We start from the raw sequence: 16212 nt of genomic DNA on the forward strand, positions 1-16212 counted from the left end.
GAGAGGAAGGAACTTTTTGGCAATAACGCGGCTCGGCTGCTCACACTATGCGCTATCCATCAGCGCACTTCTTCGCCCAGATCGGATGCTGCGAGCAAGGCCTGGGTGTAGGGCTGGCGTGGCGCACGCAGCACGGCGTCTGTCGGCCCTTGTTCGACCACCTTTCCCTGGTGCAGCACTAGCACACGGTGCGACAGCGCGACAATGACCGACAGATCGTGGCTGATGAGCACATAGGCCAGTCCGTGCCTTTGCTGCAATGCAGCGAGAAGATCAAGTACCTGCTGCTGCACAGAGACGTCGAGTGCGCTGGTCGGCTCGTCGAGGATGAGCACCTTGGGCTCCAGAATCAAGGCCCGCGCGATCGCGATGCGCTGGCGTTGCCCACCTGAAAATGCGTGCGGATAGCGTTGCATTTCGGCCGGAGAAAGCGGCAAGCCGACTTCTGCCAGAATCTGCTGGGCGCGCTCGCGACGTTGCACGGCATTCCACTCGGGGCGATGAATTTCCAGACCCTCTTCGACGATCTGCGCCACAGTGCGCCGTGGCGACAGACTGGAAAACGGGTCCTGGAACACGATTTGCGCCTGCGCGCGCAAGGGGCGCAGCGCAGCAGCGGACAACCGGGCCGGATCGCGTCCCAGCAGACTCACCTCCCCGCCCTGTCGGCGCAGCAGACCGAGCAGTGCGAGCGCGAGGGTCGATTTGCCGCTGCCCGATTCGCCCACCACGCCCAAGGTCTGCCCTGCGGGCAATTCCAGCGAAATGTCCTGCAGCACGGTGTGCCAGTGTTTGCGCCAGAAACCGCTGTTTTGGGCGAAGCGCACCCTCAGCGCCCGCGCCTGAAGCACGGTGAGCGGCGGCGCTGCATTTTTTTCGGACTCCTGCACGAGGCGGCGCGGGCGGCTGCGCAGCAGCATTTGCGTATAGGGGTGCTGAGGCGCGGCGAACACTGCGGAAACCGTTCCGGCCTCCACCACCCTGCCCTGCTGCATCACGGCCACGCGGTGCGCGTAGCGCCGCACCAGATGAAGGTCGTGGGTGATGAACAGCAAGGCCAGGCCGTACTCGGCCTGCAAGGCGTCGAGCAGATCGAGAATCTGGCGGCGCACGGTTACGTCGAGCGCGGTGGTGGGCTCGTCGGCCAGCAGCAGGCGGGGGCGGCAAGCCAGCGCCATGGCAATCATTACCCGCTGCCTCTGGCCGCCGGAGAGCTGATGCGGATAGTCCGCCGCACGCCGCGCGGGCTGGTCGATGCCCATCTGCCCCAGCAACTCCACGGCCCGCGCCCAAGCCGCGCGACGCGACAGCGCCTCGTGCAGCTCCAGCACCTCGGCAATCTGCCGTCCGACCGGATGTAGCGGGTTGAGCGCGGTCATCGGCTCCTGAAAGATCATGGCGATGTCTTTGCCGCGCAGACCGCGCATCTGGCGCTCGCTCAGTGTGGAGAGTTCGCGCCCGTCGAACATCACACTGCCGGTCTGTTGCGCCCCGTCCAGCAGACGCAGCAAGGCCAGCGCCGAGACGGTCTTGCCCGAGCCGGATTCGCCGACGAGCGCGACTTTTTCGCCCGCGGCGATGTCGAGATCGACGCCATGCACCACGGTTTGGGCGCCAAAACGCACCTGCAGATTGCGTACTTTGAGCAAAGGGGTTGAAGGCATGTCGCTCATCCCCGGCCCGCGCCAGTGTGCCGGGGGTCCAGGGCGTCGCGCAGCGCCTCACCGATGAAGGTCAGCAGCAAAAGAATGCTCACCAGCGCGCCGAAAGCTGCCGCTGAAATCCACCACGCATCCAGGTTGGCCTTGCCCTGCGCCAGCAGTTCGCCCAGACTGGGCGTGGGCGGCGGAACGCCCAGACCGAGAAAGTCCAGACTGGTGAGCGCCAGCAGCGCCCCACTCATGCGAAACGGCAGAAAGGTGACCACCGGCGTCAGGCTGTTGGGCAGGATGTGCCGCCACATGATGCGCGCGTGCGACAGCCCCAGCGCCTGCGCGGCGCGCACATAGTCCATCTGCCGGTTGCGCAAAAACTCGGCGCGCACATAGTCGGCCAGCCCCATCCAACCGAACAGCGACAGCAGCACCAGCAGCAAGGCCAGGCCGGGAGCGAACACCGCCGAAAAAATGATCAGCAGATACAGCTCAGGCATCGATCCCCAGACCTCCATCAGCCGCTGTACCGACAGATCGATGCGCCCGCCGAAATAGCCCTGCACGGCGCCGATGAGCAGGCCCAGCAGCGTGCCCGTGACCGTCAGCGCCAGCGCGAACAGCACCGAAAGCCGGAAGCCGTAGATCAGCCGCGCCAACACGTCACGCCCGCGATCGTCGGTGCCCAGCCAATGTCGCGCTGAGGGCGAAGAGGGAAAAGGCCGCTGCGCGAAGTAGTCGATGGTGGTGGCGCTGTAGGGAATGGGGGGATAGAGCGCGAAATTTCCGGGGGCCGACAGCTTGGCGCGAATGTAGGGGTCGAGATAGTCGGTCGGCGTGTGGAAGTCGCCGCCAAACGTGGTTTCGGGATAGCTGTGCAGCAGCGGCAGATAAAACCGTCCGTCATAGCGCACCAGCAGCGGTTTGTCGTTGCTGATCACGGGCGCGAGCAGACTCAGGCCGAACAGCAGCAGGAATAGCCACAGGCTCCAGCGCCCCAGGCGATGCGCCTTGAACCGCGCCCATCCCTGCGTGAAAAAGGGATGGCGCGCGGGCTGCGCCTGCGCCAGCGCGGCAGCGCTCACCGCAGCGCTCCGAACTGGATGCGCGGATCGACCCAGACATAGCTCAGGTCGGCGATCAGTTTGGTGAACAGTCCGATCAGGGTGAAGAGATAGAGCGAGCCCATCACCACCGGATAGTCGCGCCGCATCACGGCTTCATAAGACAGCAGTCCCAGCCCCGGCAGCGAGAACAGGGTCTCGATCAGCAGCGAGCTGGCGAAGAACGCACCGATGAAAGCCGCGGGGAAGCCCGTCACCAACGGCACCAGCGCATTGCGCAGCACATGCCGCCACAGCACGGTGCGCTCGCTCAGCCCTTTGGCGCGCGCGGTCAGCACATATTGCTTGCGGATTTCCTCCAGAAACGCGTTCTTGGTCAGCATGGTGATGATGGCAAAGCTGCCCGCGGTAGCGGCCAACACCGGCAAGGTGATGTGCCACAGGTAGTCGGTGATCTTGTGCCACAGGCTGAATTGCGACCAGCCGTCGGACACCAGCCCGCGCAGCGGAAACCATTGCAGCCAGGTGCCACCCGCAAACAGCACCAGCAGCAGCACGCCCAGCACGAAGCATGGAATGGCGTAGCCCACCAGCACCGCAATGCTGGTGGACACATCGAAGCGGCTGCCATGCCGCACCGCCTTGGCGATGCCCAGTGGAATGGAAATCAGATAGGTGAGCAAAAAATTCCACAACCCCAGAGAAATGGAGACCGGCAGCCGCTCTTTGATCAGCGTCCACACCGCTTCGTGGTGGTAATAGCTGCGGCCGAGGTCGAAATGCGCAAACTGCCACAGCATGTCGAGGTAGCGCTGCAGCGGCGGTTTGTCGAAACCGTAGAGCTGGCGCAGCTCGGCGAGTTGCTTGGGCGAGATGCCCTGCGCACCGCGGTAAATGCCTTGCGCCGTGGCGGCTTCACCTGCCGTACCGCCTTCCTTGCCGCGCAGTTGCGACACCATCTGCTCCACCGGCCCGCCGGGGACGAACTGCACCACGATGAAGGTGAGGGTGAGCACGCCCAGCAGGGTGGGAATCATCAGCAGTACGCGCTTGAAGATATAGGCCCAGAGATTCACCTCGGCGCTCCGGAAGCGGGTTTGGCATCAGCCCACCAGCATTGCACTGCCCAGCCTTCTGGCTGGTAGTACAGCGGCAAGGTCTTCGGCCAGGAAAATTTGTGTGCGGCAATCGCCACGCGGAAGGTGTCGCTGTACCACTGCGGCACCGAATACCAGCCGCAGACCAGCACGCGATCAAGCGCGCGGCAGGCCGTTTGCAGCGCCTGCATGGAGGTGGCCGCCACGACGCGCTCGATCAACGCATCGACGGCCGGATCGCGCAGGCCCCAGACATTGTCCGAGCCCTGCACCGAAGCTGCGCGCGAGCCGAAGCGGTCGAACAACTCGTTGCCCGGGCTGGTACTGCCGCCGTAGCGGATGGTGGTCATGTCGAAGTCGAAATTGTCCATGCGCTGCTGGTACAGCGCGAAATCCACCAGGCGATAGTTGAGCGTGATGCCCAGCCGTTGCAGCGCCTGCGAATAAACCGAGATGATGCGCGACATCGAACCCTGGCTATCGAGGTAATCGATCACCAACGGCTGCCCCTTGGCATTGCGTAGCGCACCATCGCGCCAGTGCCAGCCGGCCTGCTCCAGTAGTGCGCGCGCCTTGAGCAGATTGCCGCGCAGACTGTTCGGCAGGGCCGTCGATGGCATGCTCGGCAAGGCGCCGAAGGCCTGCGGCGGCAACTTGGCGCGCAGCGGCTCCAGCAAGGCCAGTTCATCCGGCCCCGGCGCGCCATGCGCGTCGAACGGCGAATTGGCGAAATAGCCTTCGATGCGTTTGTACGCGCCGTAGAACAGCATGCGGTTGAGCCACTGGAAGTCGAGCGCCAGCGCCAGTGCCTGGCGCACCCGAACGTCCTGAAACTGCGGGCGGCGCAGGTTGACCACGAAGCCTTGGAACCCGGCTGGATTGTGATTGGGCAGCTCCAGTTTTTTCAGCGCGCCGCTGTCGAACTTCGGGCCGCGATACTGCCGCGCCCAGTTGCGGGCGATGAACTCCTGCAGCAGGTCGTACTCCCCCGCCTTGAAGGCTTCGAGCCGCGCCGTGCCGTCGAGATAAAGCTTGTAGCTCACCTCGGAAAAATTGAACTGCCCGCGACGGGTGGGCAAATGCCAGCCCCAGTAGTCGCTGCGGCGGACGTAGGTGATGTCGCGCTGCTGCGAGGTGCGGGCGATGCGGTAGGGGCCGCTGGCGATGGGCGTGTCGATTACTTCGTTGAACGCGCGCTGGCCCGCCCACTTGGGCGAAAACACCGGCAGGCCCGCGAGCAAAATGGGCAGCTCGTGATTGCGCCGCTTGAAGGTAAAGCGCACCTGACGCTCATCCAGCGCGGCCACGTTGGCCACGTCGGCGTAGATACTGGCGAACTGCGGCGCGGCCGCGCTGCTGACGAGGGTGTTGTAGCTGTAGGCCACGTCGTGCGCGGTCACGGAGTCGCCGTTGGAAAACCGCGCCAGCGGGTTGAGGTGAAACTGCACTGAAAGCCCGTCTGCCGCCACGGCAATATCGTCGGCCAGCAGACCGTAGACGGTGTTGGGTTCGTCCCAACTGGCGGTCATCAGGGTCTCGAACACCAGGGTGTTCAGCCCCGGCGCGGCGTTGCCTTTGAGGGTGAAGGGGTTGAGCTTGTCGAAACTGCCGCCCATGGTGGACGGCGTGAGCACCAGGCTGCCGCCGACCGGCGCTTGCGGATTGACGTAGTCGAAATAGGCGAATCCGGGCGGATACTTCGGCTGGTCGTACAGCGCGTAGGCCGGTTGTTCCGGCTGTTGTTCCCGCTGACTCGCCCACGCCGCCCCAAACGAAAACAAGCCCAGCGGCAGGCTTTGCAGCAAGCGGCGGCGGGCGGGAGATAGCGGACGGGACAGGGCGTGTGCCATGCGAGAATTCTGCATGACTTGCCACGGCTGCGTGGCAAACCCCCGCAAGACTGCATCACAACCGAAAGCGCCCCATCATGGCATTCCTTCAAGGCAAACGCATTCTCATCACCGGCCTGCTGTCCAACCGTTCCATCGCCTACGGCATCGCCCAGGCCTGCCACCGTGAGGGCGCCGAGTTGGCGTTCACCTATGTGGGCGAACGCTTCAAGCAGCGCATCACCGAATTCGCCGCCGAGTTCGGCAGCACCCTGGTATTCGACTGCGACGTGGGCGACGACGCCCAGATCGACGCCACCTTCAGCGGCTTGGCGGCCCATTGGCCGCAACTCGACGGGCTGGTGCATTCCATCGGCTTCGCACCGCGCGAGGCAATTGCCGGCGACTTCATGGACGGCCTTTCTCGCGAAGGATTCCGCATCGCCCACGACATCTCGGCCTATTCCTTCCCCGCGCTGGCCAAGGCCGCGTTGCCGCTGCTGAGCAAATCGGTGGAAGCGGGCCAGATGCCTTCGCTCATCACCATGACCTATCTGGGTGCAGAGCGCGTGGTACCCAACTACAACACCATGGGCGTGGCCAAGGCCGCACTCGAAGCCACGGTGCGCTTCATGGCCGAGTCGCTGGGTCCGCGCGGCATGCGGGTGAACGGCGTGAGCGCCGGGCCGATCAAAACCCTGGCCGCCTCGGGCATTGCCGATTTCGGCAAGATGCTCAAGTTCAACGAGGCCAACGCCCCGCTGCGCCGCAATGTGGACACCCAGCAGGTCGGCAACGCCTCGGCCTTTTTGCTGTCCGATCTGGCGGCCGGCATCACCGCGGAGATTCTGCACGTCGATGCCGGCATGCACGCCGTGGTCGGCGGCATGGCCGCTCTGGGCGAGTAAGTCACACGCCAGGCGTGGAAGGAGGATGGGCCATGCGGACACGAATCGTTCCCGTGCTGTGCTTTGGCGCCATCTCTGCGGCACTCCTTCTCACCGCTTGCGGCAAACGGACTGAATCCCAGTCCATCGCCGGGGCAAGCGGCGTGCCTGACTATCTCGCGGGCGCAAACGCCTAATTCGGCTGGTCGAAGTGACGCGCTAAAGAGGTCAGTCGTCTCGCTGACGAAACAGCAGCCACGCCAGCAAGCCGGAGGCCGTCAGCACCACGGCCACCATGGTCCAGAACCCGGCCTTGTCTTCCGCGAAGGGAATGCCGCCCACGTTCATACCGAACAGGCCGGCGATCACATTCATCGGCAACGCCACCACCGTCACCGCGGTGAGCACGAACAGAGTGCGCCCGGTGCGTTCTTCAATGCTGGCGGCGATTTCTTCCTGCAACAGTTTGATGCGCTCCTGCTGCGCCACGAGATCGCGCAGCACCACCGAGAACTCCTCGGTGGAATGCCGCAGCTCCTCCCAGTCCTGCGGCCCGAGGCTATGGGGCGGACGGCTGAGCAGGCGGAACATGGCCGCCGGTTCAGGCGCCAGTAGGCGTTGCAGCCGCAACAGATTGCGGCGCAGCGCACCGAGTTGCACCCGGCGCCGGCCCAGGCGGCCGGCGAGCAGCTGATCTTCGATGGCATCAACCTTGCTCGCGGCGCCGCGCAGAATGGCGATGAGTTCATCAGCCTGATCGCGCAATAGATGATCGACCAGCGACAGCGGCGAGGAAAACGTCTCGCCCGCCTTGACCGCGATTCGCAGGCGGTCGATGGCCCGCAGCGGCTGCATGCGCACGCTGATGACCCGGCGCCGCTCCACACTCATCCAAAGGGTGGAGACCTGCAGCGATTCGCGCTGTGTGAAGTCGTACACCACGTCGTTGACCACGGCCACCAGCGCCTGATCCACCACTTCCAGCCGGGTGGAACGCACCCCCTCGCAGGGTCTCGAAGCAATGCGCGGCATGCGGCAGGTTCGCCAGCAACCACTTTTCAGCGGTGACATTGGCCGCGTTGAAATGCAGCCAGACGAAAGGCTCCCCGTCCGTCGGCGCCGCATCACCGAACCAACGCTCGGCTTGGTACAGATCCAGCGCTTGGCCGCGCCCCTGTGCATCGAACAGATAGCCGCAGATCAAGCCGGATTGGCCAGGTGCAAAAACAGAAACGGGAACGGTCATGGGCAGGGTGGCGAGAGTGGCAGACGCAATGATCGCAAACTCCAGTGAATACCCTGTCATGCACCTCCCAGCCCGGCAGTGCAACAATTGGTAAACATCACACAACAGGAGACTGCCATGCTGGGACTGATGCAAAACCATCCGCTGATGATTTCCGGGTTGCTCGATTTCGCTGCACGCTATCACGGCGACACCGAAATCGTCTCTCGCCGGGTAGAGGGCGATGTTCACCGCACCACTTATGCCCAAGTGCAGCAGCGCGCCGCCCAGTGCGCCAACGCGCTCGACGCGCTGGGGCTGACGGCGCAAGACCGCGTGGGCACCCTCGCCTGGAATGGCTACCGGCACTTCGAGCTGTATTACGGCGTATCGGGCAGCGAGCGCATTTTGCACACCCTCAACCCCCGGCTGCACCCCGAGCAGATTGCGTGGATCATCAACCATGCCGACGACCGCATGGTGTGCTTCGATCTCACCTTCGCCCCCATTGCCAAGGCCATCGCCGCGCATTGCCCTGGGGTGAAACACTGGGTGGCGCTGTGCGAAGCTGGCGCCCTGCCCGCCGATCTGGCCGAGGCCATTCCCGGGGTGCTGAGCTACGACGCATTGCTCGCAGCGCAACCCACCCGCTACGCCTGGCCCGTGTTCGACGAAAACACTGCCTCCTCGCTGTGCTACACCAGCGGCACCACCGGCAACCCGAAGGGCGTGCTCTACAGCCACCGCTCCACCGTGCTGCACGCCTACGCCGCAGCCCTGCCCGATGTGATGAACCTGTCGGCGCGCGATAGCGTGTTGCCCGTGGTGCCCATGTTCCACGTCAACGCCTGGGGCATTCCCTACGCGGCGGCGCTGACCGGCGCCAAGCTGGTGTTCCCCGGCCCGGCGCTCGACGGCAAATCGCTGTTCGAACTAATGCGCGACGAGGGCGTGACCCTGGCCGCCGGCGTGCCCACCGTCTGGCTCGGACTGCTCAATTTCATGCGCGACAACAAAGTCAGAATTCCCAGCTTGCAGCGCACGGTGATCGGCGGCGCGGCCGCCGCCCCGGCCATGATCCGCGCCTTCGAAGAGGAACTCGGCATTCACGTGCTGCACGCCTGGGGCATGACCGAAATGAGCCCGCTGGGCACCTTGTGCAGCCTGAAAAACAAACACCTGGCACTGGATAAAGCATCGCAATTTTCCATTCAGGTCAAGCAGGGGCGGCCGATTTTCGGGGTGGATGTACGCGTGGTAGACGGCAACGGCGCCGACCTGCCGTGGGACGGAAAATCCACCGGCAACCTGCTAGTGCGCGGGCCGTGGATTGCGAGCGACTACTACCGCAGCGAGGCGCCCAGCCCCTTGCAGGACGGCTGGTTTCCGACCGGCGACGTCGTCACCATCGACGCCGACGGCTATATCCAGATCACCGACCGCACCAAGGACGTGATCAAGTCCGGCGGCGAATGGATCAGCTCCATCGAACTGGAAAACATCGCCATGGCCCACCCTGCCGTGGCCATGGCCGCCTGCATCGCCCGCCCCGACCCGAAGTGGGACGAACGGCCGCTGCTGGTCGTGGTCAAGCGCGAAGGCAACACGCTGGAGCGCGACGAGCTGCTGGCGTTCTACGAAGGCAAGGTGGCCAAATGGATGATCCCGGACGACGTGGTCTTCGTACCGGCCATTCCCTTGGGCGCCACCGGCAAGATTCTAAAAAACCGCCTGCGCGCTGAATTGACCGCGTCCCCGCAAGCCTGAGGTAAGACTCGGGCTTCAATGCCCCGCAGCTCCCTTGCGGTCAGGGTCGTTGTTGTTCAGCGCCCCCGCCATGCGGGCCAGGGTTTGGATGCCGTGCTGCACCTCCTTGTCGCGCAGCATGTGCATCAGGCCGCCAAAGCCGCCGAGGTGTTTGTCGTCGGAGGCTTGACTGGCCTGATCGATCACGGCGCTGATTCTGTCGGGCAGCTTGAGCATCTGCGTCATGGTGGCGTTGAGGTCGGTGTCGCGCAGCCCCTCTGCCGCGAGGATGGCGTTATCGCGCAATTGCCGCAAAGCGCCCACTTCGTAGAGGGTGACGAGGGTGGCGAGCAGCTCACGCACGGCTGGCAGCAGCTTGGGGTCTTGCACCAGTTCAGTGAGCGTGAGCACCGCTTCGGTCATTTCGCCGCCGAGGTTTTTCACCGCAAAACTGCCCAGTTCTTCGGCCTGTGCATAGCGGTCGGCCATACGGCCTAGCGCGGCCCATTGCGTCGGGTTGAGTGGAGGGGCGGCCGCGGTCGCCTTCGAGGTATCGGTCATGTCCATGGTGGTCTCCCGTTGCGCTGGCTCAAGCCGCTACTTTTTCGGCCATGATGCAGGCGGCGTCCAGGCCCCACGGCGGCATCTTGCCTTTGGAGCGGAAGAACAGATTCTTGTACTGCATCTTCAGCAGATAGGGAATGTGACCGAGCTTGAGCACCTGGGTGTCGCCGCCGAACCATGAGTTGGAGCGGATGTAGAAGGCCTGGTTGTTGCCAATGTCGCCAATGCAATACACCACTGGCTGGAGCTTGCCATCGGCCTGCTCGGCCGTGAGCCGCTTCATGTCTTTGGCAATTTGCTTGCCGACGATTTCAGCCTGCTGGTGGCCAATGGCGCCGAGCTTGGGCAGCGTGGCGGCGGCGCAATCTCCCGCAGCAAAGACCGTGGGATATTTTGGGTTGCGCATCAGCAAATCGGTGATGATGAAGCCCTCGCTGTCGCTGATCGGCAAGCCTTTGAGGAAGGCGTGCGGCGTCCAGTCGGGGAAAATGATTTTCAACTCGGCCTCGACCGACTGACCGTTGGCGAATTCCACGCCCTCCTTGGTCAGCCGCTTGATGTCCTTCGTCTTGTTCATGTAGTGAAAACCCATGCCGCTGGCGATGTCGAGCAACTGACCGACCACTTTCTCGCCAGCGTCTTCGGCGATCAACGCCGCCGGGGTGAACACGGTGATCTTGTCCGGCCCGCCCTTGCCGTTTTGTCCTAGCCAGGTGGCGCAGGCCAGCATGGTTTCGACCGGCGGGCCTTCGCACGCGGCCTCGGCTGCAGGAATGCTGCCGCCGGGATACGGCTCCAGTCCCTTGGCGCCATCGCCCTGGGTGAAGCGCGCCGAGCCTATGGCGATCGGCCCGCCCTTGTAGTCGTGCATCAGATACTGGCGCAGCGCCTCGCCGTAGGTGTTGTCGGTGACGGTGTGGCCGAACTGCGCGAAGCCCTCGATCTTGTCGAACGCCAGCCGATTGCCCAAAGCCACCACCAGATAGTCGTAGGTCGTGGATGTGGGCGCTGCGCCGGGTCGCTCGCTGGGCACATAGTCCACGCGCTTGGCATCCACATCGAGCGCGGTGACTTCGCCCTGGATGAAGCGCGCGCCAATGTCGTGCAGCGGCTCCAGGATGTCCATGGTCATGGTGAGCTGCGGGTTGCGGTTCTCGAATACCTCCGCCGGAATATTGGGGACGTACAACAGGTAGGGTTTGCGGTCGATGACCGTGATATCCACACTGTCGCCCGCGTACTTGCGAATTTCCTGCGCACTGCCCAGGCCCGCGAAATTGCCGCCCAGAATCAAGACCCGTGGTTTTGCTGCACTCATGGCGTTCTCCTCAAGTGAGTTGTGGATCCGGGGAAAGAGAGCCCAACCCCGGTGGCCGAATTCACCACACCAAGACACCTGTGCGACAACCGACCTGCACAAACCATAGTCCAGCGAGTATGTCAATTCAAACCAAACATCTCGTTTATTGCATCCATTTACGCCCGCGACGACCTTTCACAGAACGGTGGTAACCAAACGCCGAATTTCAGCAAGACTTCATTTTTCAGGCGTCAACTCTTAAAACTTTGCGCTTCAAACCATCGCCTGCGCCACGGCTTCGTCAGCGCAGGCCGGCCAGATGTGCAGGGCCTCGCGCACGGCCAGGCGCGGGTTGACCGCCTGCGTCACCGCGCTGACCACCGCCGCGCCGGATACCCCGGTGGCCCGCACAGCCGACATTTGCCCCAGGCTGATGCCGCCGATGGCCACCACCGGGTAGCGCGGGGACAACCACTGCCGCCACTGAGTCAGGCGCTCCAGGCCCAGCGGGCGATAGGGCATGGCCTTTAGCGTGGTGGGAAAGACCGGGCCGAGCGCAATATAGGAGGGCCGAAGCGCATGCGCACGGGCGATCTCGGCCGGGGTATGAGTGCTCAGACCCAGACGCAGCCCGGCCGTGTGGATGGCGGGCAGGTCGGCGGTATGCACATCGTCCTGCCCGAGGTGCACGCCATAGGCGCCCGCCTCGATAGCTTCGCGCCAGTGGTCGTTGATGAATAACTGCGTGCCCGGCACCTCTCGCGCCGCCTGCACGGCTTCGCGAATCTGCATGCGCAAGACCGCGCCCTCTAGCTCCTTGATGCGCAGTTGGATGGTGCACACGCCCCACTCCAGCAGACGCAGCACCCAGTCCGCATCGGGCACGACGGGATAAAACCCGATCTGCCCGGAGAGCCGCGCGAAATCGGGCGGCGCCTCTTCAGACTGCCCCGGCAACGGCAGCCAGGGCAGATCGTCGCTGTCAGCCCGCGCGTCGGTTCGGGTGTTCGGCCGGCCCGGTCCGGCCGCAATGGCCTGATCGATGCCGGCATGCGCTCGCAACTGCGCCTCGGCAGCGGCGTCGAGCACGCTCCAGCCCTCGGCCAGTCGCGCGGCGCACACACTGGCATGAACGCTGCCTGAGCCATGCGCACTGCGCGGCAGGCGGCGGCTGACGAGCGGCAGCACCGTGCTGCTGGTGATGTACCAGTCGGTGCTATGCGCCCCCCAGGCATTGCCTCCTTTCACCACCACGGCGCAATGCGGCGCCCCCGCTTCCAGCCAGCGGCTGCGAATCGCGTTGATCCATGCGGCCGGGGGAGGCCCCATCTCCCAGGCAGGCAGATCGAGCAAGGCGCTGGCCTCCGCGCGGTTGGCGGTGATGAGGTCGGCCCGTTGTGCCAGACGCATGGCCAGACCGCCTCCGTGCGCTCGGGCCCAGGGCTGAGAGCCGTCCGCTGAAGCCAGTTGCGGGTCCCACACCACCGGGCACTGCCGCGCTTCGACAAACTGCGCCACCTCCTCGGCCACCGCGGCATGGCTGATCATGCCGATTTTCACTGCGGCGGGCTCGCCGTCGGCCAGCAAGGTCCGCAGGCTATTGCGCAGCAAAGCCACCTCCGCAGCCTGCACGCCCTGCACGCCGTAGGAGTTCTGCGCGGTCAGCGCCGTGGTGATGCTCGTGCCGCGCCAGCCCAGCGCAGCCCAGGTGGCAAGATCGGCCGCTTGGCCCGAGCCCCCCGTGGGATCATGGGCGTCAATGGTGAGGAGATAGGCAGTCGTCGTCATATTGGAGTTTTCTCGGTTGCTTACCGCAGTGTAGGCAAGCTGCGCTACGGCTCAAGTCTTGTAAGCTGAGCACCCCTATTTCAGTTCGATGGCAAGACCCACTTGTCAACTTTCCCTGATCGTCTCCGTTGGTATCCCATGAAACCAAATCTCGCATTCCCCGCCCTCCTCCTGAGCGCCTGCGTCTGGGCTTTGCCTGCGCACGCTGATGGCCCCCCGGTGAGCATTCAGTTCAGCATCGGCACGCCGCCTCCGCAACCGGTCTATGTGGCGCCGCAGCCGGTGTATGCGCCGCCGCCCGTAGTCGTCGCGGCGCCGCCCACCATGATTTGGCTCCCCGAATTCAGCGGCTATGTCGCGCTTGGGGTATCGCAGCCTTTGTTCTACCTTGGCGGCGTCTATTACTACAACAGCGGTGGACGTTGGTACACCGGCCCGCACTACGGAGGCCCGTGGCATCCCGCCGCACGCATTCCGCCCGGCCTGCACCAATTCCATGATCGCGACTGGCAGCGGGCCCAAGACCGCGCTTATCGCCACGATCGCGATCCGCAATGGAAGCGTTTCCGCGCCGAGTCGCCCCGCCCCGGTTATCGCCCCGAGGGCGGCCCCCCGGGACAACGCCCAGACCACGGACGCGGCCCGGATCGGCATGACCGGGAACAGCACGGATACGAGCCTGACCATGGGCCAGGCAACGGTCACGGACGCGACAATCACTGAAAGCCGCGAGAGATAAGGCGGCCATCGCGGCCCTCTGATCAGCGCCCCTGCGCTGTTTTCAGGCGGGCCAGTCCAGCATCATTCGGGTTCCGTGATTCGGAATGCTCTCGACGCTGACCTCGCCGCCATGCAGGCGCACGATGTTGCGCACCAGGGCCAGCCCCAGGCCCAACCCGCCGCGGCTTCGGCTGCGTGCGGCGTCGGCGCGGTAAAAACGGTCGAACAGATACGGCAGATGCTCGGCGGCGATGCCGCAGCCGGTGTCGGCCACTTCAATACGTATTCCGCCGCTGTGTGGATGCGCTGAGAGCGTCACCGCGCCGCCGCGCGGGGTGTGCGCCAAGGCGTTGCCGATCAGGTTGCCCATGGCCCGCTGGAGCAGCATGCGGTCGGCTTGAAAGGCCAATTGCGGTGTCACCCGCACATAAAGGTGCACCTCGGCCTCGGCTGCGGTTGCTTCGAAGAAATCGGCCAGGGTGCGGAGTTCCTGCGCGACATCCAGCCGTTCCAGCCGCAGCGCGGCATCTGGATGCTCGGTCTGCGCCAGAAACAGCAGGGTCTGGATCATTTGCGACAGACGCTCGCACTCTTCCACCGCCGATTCGAGCGCCTCACGGTATTCGCCCGGTTCACGCGGTCTGCCCAGCGCCACCTCCAGTCCGCCCCAAAGATTGGTGATGGGTGTGCGCAATTCATGCGCCATGTCGGCGGAAAACTGGGAGATGCGGCCGAACGATTCCTCCAGCCGTTGCAGGGTGACATTGAAGGCCAGGGCGAGCGTCTGCAGTTCTGCGGGCAGGCGTTGGGTATCGAGCCGTTTGTGCAGGTCTTGCGCACCGATACCGCGCGCGGAATCGGCCATATGCCGCAAGGGGCGCAGACCGCGCCAGGCGATGCCATAACCTGCCGCGGCCGCAGCAAGAATGGCCGCGAGCAGCACCGCCGAGAGGCGAAGCCGGTAATCGGCCAAAATGCGCGACTCCGCCGTTCGGTTCAGCGCCACTTCCAGGCGCATGGGTGTGAGCGCTGCCCCGGCCGCAACCCGCGCCGTCAGCGGCAGCAGGGCGGTGAGGTAATGCTGATCGTGAGGCAGATGCACTTCGTGCAATCGCGGCGCTCCCTCAACGCCCGGCGTGAGAAAAGCGGCCTCATTCAGCGCACGGCTAAAGCCCGGTGTTTGCAGCAGCACGGCCCCACGAGCGTCCAGCAGGCGCAGGTAGAGATCGCGCGGCGCATCCGGCGGCAGCTTGAGATAAGCCTCCTGCCCCACCTCATCACTCTGCACGGGGTGGGTCTGCAGCAGCGCGGCAACGGTATCGAGTTTGCGCAGTACCGACTCGCGGTCTTCCTGCATCATGCGCGCGCTCAGGCCCCAGTACACCCAGCTGCTTGCCGCCAGCAGGATGAGCGCCAATGTCAGCGAAAACGCTCCCGCCATCCAGGCCGCCAGCGAGCGCGGCGGCAGCCCGTACTGGCGCAGACGGCGCAGCGCAAAGTCGGCCCAGCCCAGCAGGCCCATGCCTTGCCTCTTTCGGCTCTCGCCTGCCTGGGTTCGCGGGGAAGGCCGGGAAGCGACCACGGCCTCGGTCGAATCACTTTGCATCGCGCACTTCCAATACATAACCCACCCCGCGGACGGTGTGCAACAGCGGCGCGGGGAAGGGTTCGTCGAGCTTGCTGCGCAAGCGACGAATGTGTACGTCCACCACATTGGTGTCGCTGTCGAAGTTCATATCCCAGACCTGTTCGGCAATCAGGGTGCGCGACAGCACCTCGCCAGCGCGTCGTGACAACAGCGCCAGCAGCGCGAACTCCTTGGGGGTGAGCGCCAGCCGCTGCCCGCTGCGCTCGGCGCGCTGGCGATGCATGTCAACCCGCAGATCGGCCACTTCCATCACGTCGGGCATGCGCGTGACACCGCGCCGCAGCACGCTGCGCACCCGCGCCAGCAGCTCAGAAAACGCGAAAGGCTTGACCAGATAGTCGTCGGCGCCCAGCTCCAGCCCGCGCACCCGATCGGCCACGCCGTCGCGCGCGGTGAGCATGAGCACCGGGGTGGTCTGCCGCGCCCGCAGTTCGCTCAGCACGCTCCAGCCGTCGCGGCCGGGCAGCATGGCATCGAGCACGATCAAGTCGTACGGCTGGGTCAGCGCCAGATGCAGACCATCCGTGCCATCGACGGCGACATCTGCGATGAAGCCGTTCTCCCCGAGTCCGCGCTTGAGATAGGCCGCCGTTTTGGCCTCGTCTTCGACAATGAGAATTCGCATCCCCGCATTGTCGGCCCGCCGCTGGCAGAGCGACGTATCGGTCTGCAACATGACGGAATCGTCATGC

General features: G+C 64.6%; 13 protein-coding genes and 1 pseudogene. 4 read left to right on the top strand and 10 right to left on the bottom strand.

Features of this window, described 5'->3' with window-relative positions; translation table 11 throughout:
* Positions 1-59: 59 nt before the first annotated feature.
* The 4 genes from B7X30_RS03480 to B7X30_RS03495 are packed head-to-tail and all read right to left on the bottom strand — an operon-like array spanning position 60 to position 5663.
* Positions 60-1673: an ABC transporter ATP-binding protein gene (locus B7X30_RS03480; protein ID WP_286729055.1), complete on the bottom strand. Its 1614-nt coding sequence runs from the start codon at positions 1671-1673 to the stop codon at positions 60-62.
* Positions 1670-2737 (bottom strand): ABC transporter permease, encoded by a 1068-nt coding sequence (locus B7X30_RS03485; protein WP_286729057.1) that lies wholly within the window; start codon positions 2735-2737, stop codon positions 1670-1672. Before B7X30_RS03485 ends, B7X30_RS03480 begins: the two co-directional genes overlap by 4 nt.
* Positions 2734-3753 carry a microcin C ABC transporter permease YejB gene (locus B7X30_RS03490; protein ID WP_465020165.1) on the bottom strand — a complete coding sequence of 340 codons (1020 nt, stop codon included), beginning with the start codon at positions 3751-3753 and terminating at the stop codon, positions 2734-2736. The genes B7X30_RS03485 and B7X30_RS03490 overlap by 4 nt, the downstream gene beginning before the upstream one ends.
* A gap of 35 nt (positions 3754-3788) precedes the next feature.
* On the bottom strand, positions 3789-5663 hold the full coding sequence (locus B7X30_RS03495; protein ID WP_286729061.1) for an extracellular solute-binding protein: 1875 nt from the start codon (positions 5661-5663) through the stop codon (positions 3789-3791).
* Between the two features lie 77 nt (positions 5664-5740).
* Between B7X30_RS03495 and fabI the strand changes: the two genes are divergently transcribed.
* Together fabI and B7X30_RS03505 are read left to right on the top strand one after the other, a co-directional pair.
* Positions 5741-6550 (top strand): enoyl-ACP reductase FabI, encoded by an 810-nt coding sequence (gene fabI, locus B7X30_RS03500; protein ID WP_286729062.1) that lies wholly within the window; start codon positions 5741-5743, stop codon positions 6548-6550.
* A 32-nt stretch (positions 6551-6582) separates the two neighbouring features.
* A complete protein-coding gene (locus B7X30_RS03505; RefSeq protein ID WP_286729063.1) occupies positions 6583-6726 on the top strand; it encodes a hypothetical protein in 144 nt (47 codons plus the stop codon).
* Between the two features lie 31 nt (positions 6727-6757).
* Here the strand turns inward: B7X30_RS03505 and B7X30_RS03510 are convergent.
* Positions 6758-7775, bottom strand: a pseudogene (locus B7X30_RS03510) (transporter).
* A 117-nt stretch (positions 7776-7892) separates the two neighbouring features.
* On the opposite strand from B7X30_RS03510, the gene B7X30_RS03515 reads away from it, so the two are divergent.
* On the top strand, positions 7893-9521 hold the full coding sequence (locus B7X30_RS03515) for a 3-(methylthio)propionyl-CoA ligase (protein ID WP_286729064.1): 1629 nt from the start codon (positions 7893-7895) through the stop codon (positions 9519-9521).
* A 15-nt stretch (positions 9522-9536) separates the two neighbouring features.
* On the opposite strand, the gene B7X30_RS03520 is transcribed toward B7X30_RS03515, so the two are convergent.
* The 3 genes from B7X30_RS03520 to B7X30_RS03530 all read right to left on the bottom strand — a co-directional run bounded on the left by B7X30_RS03520 (position 9537) and on the right by B7X30_RS03530 (position 13152).
* On the bottom strand, positions 9537-10067 hold the full coding sequence (locus B7X30_RS03520) for a helical membrane plugin domain-containing protein (RefSeq protein WP_286729065.1): 531 nt from the start codon (positions 10065-10067) through the stop codon (positions 9537-9539).
* 22 nt (positions 10068-10089) lie between these two features.
* Positions 10090-11382 (bottom strand): NAD(P)/FAD-dependent oxidoreductase, encoded by a 1293-nt coding sequence (locus tag B7X30_RS03525; RefSeq protein ID WP_286729067.1) that lies wholly within the window; start codon positions 11380-11382, stop codon positions 10090-10092.
* Positions 11383-11637: 255 nt separating this feature from the next.
* Positions 11638-13152: a thiamine phosphate synthase gene (locus tag B7X30_RS03530; protein ID WP_286729069.1), complete on the bottom strand. Its 1515-nt coding sequence runs from the start codon at positions 13150-13152 to the stop codon at positions 11638-11640.
* Positions 13153-13371: 219 nt separating this feature from the next.
* On the opposite strand from B7X30_RS03530, the gene B7X30_RS03535 reads away from it, so the two are divergent.
* Positions 13372-13875 (top strand): hypothetical protein, encoded by a 504-nt coding sequence (locus tag B7X30_RS03535; RefSeq protein ID WP_286729071.1) that lies wholly within the window; start codon positions 13372-13374, stop codon positions 13873-13875.
* A 58-nt stretch (positions 13876-13933) separates the two neighbouring features.
* Here B7X30_RS03535 and B7X30_RS03540 read toward each other — a convergent pair whose 3' ends face one another.
* Together B7X30_RS03540 and B7X30_RS03545 are read right to left on the bottom strand one after the other, a co-directional pair.
* Positions 13934-15478, bottom strand: a complete 1545-nt coding sequence (locus B7X30_RS03540; protein ID WP_286729072.1) for a heavy metal sensor histidine kinase — start codon at positions 15476-15478, stop codon at positions 13934-13936.
* A complete protein-coding gene (locus tag B7X30_RS03545) occupies positions 15468-16145 on the bottom strand; it encodes a heavy metal response regulator transcription factor (RefSeq protein ID WP_196794225.1) in 678 nt (225 codons plus the stop codon). Before B7X30_RS03545 ends, B7X30_RS03540 begins: the two co-directional genes overlap by 11 nt.
* Positions 16146-16212: the final 67 nt, after the last annotated feature.

Origin of the sequence: Thiomonas sp. 13-64-67, assembly GCF_002282795.1 — a bacterium.
GTDB classification, from domain to species: domain Bacteria; phylum Pseudomonadota; class Gammaproteobacteria; order Burkholderiales; family Burkholderiaceae_C; genus Thiomonas; species Thiomonas arsenitoxydans.

Bases quoted from the DNA above. Each gene is read 5' to 3' on its own strand.
- B7X30_RS03505 (WP_286729063.1), top strand. From the start codon at position 6,583: ATGCGGACACGAATCGTTCCCGTGCTGTGCTTTGGCGCCATCTCTGCG.
- B7X30_RS03520 (WP_286729065.1), bottom strand. From the start codon at position 10,067: ATGGACATGACCGATACCTCGAAGGCGACCGCGGCCGCCCCTCCACTC.
- fabI (WP_286729062.1), top strand. From the start codon at position 5,741: ATGGCATTCCTTCAAGGCAAACGCATTCTCATCACCGGCCTGCTGTCC.
- B7X30_RS03545 (WP_196794225.1), bottom strand. From the start codon at position 16,145: ATGCGAATTCTCATTGTCGAAGACGAGGCCAAAACGGCGGCCTATCTC.
- B7X30_RS03540 (WP_286729072.1), bottom strand. From the start codon at position 15,478: ATGCAAAGTGATTCGACCGAGGCCGTGGTCGCTTCCCGGCCTTCCCCG.
- B7X30_RS03530 (WP_286729069.1), bottom strand. From the start codon at position 13,152: ATGACGACGACTGCCTATCTCCTCACCATTGACGCCCATGATCCCACG.
- B7X30_RS03515 (WP_286729064.1), top strand. From the start codon at position 7,893: ATGCTGGGACTGATGCAAAACCATCCGCTGATGATTTCCGGGTTGCTC.
- B7X30_RS03495 (WP_286729061.1), bottom strand. From the start codon at position 5,663: ATGGCACACGCCCTGTCCCGTCCGCTATCTCCCGCCCGCCGCCGCTTG.
- B7X30_RS03480 (WP_286729055.1), bottom strand. From the start codon at position 1,673: ATGAGCGACATGCCTTCAACCCCTTTGCTCAAAGTACGCAATCTGCAG.
- B7X30_RS03525 (WP_286729067.1), bottom strand. From the start codon at position 11,382: ATGAGTGCAGCAAAACCACGGGTCTTGATTCTGGGCGGCAATTTCGCG.
- B7X30_RS03490 (WP_465020165.1), bottom strand. From the start codon at position 3,753: ATGATTCCCACCCTGCTGGGCGTGCTCACCCTCACCTTCATCGTGGTG.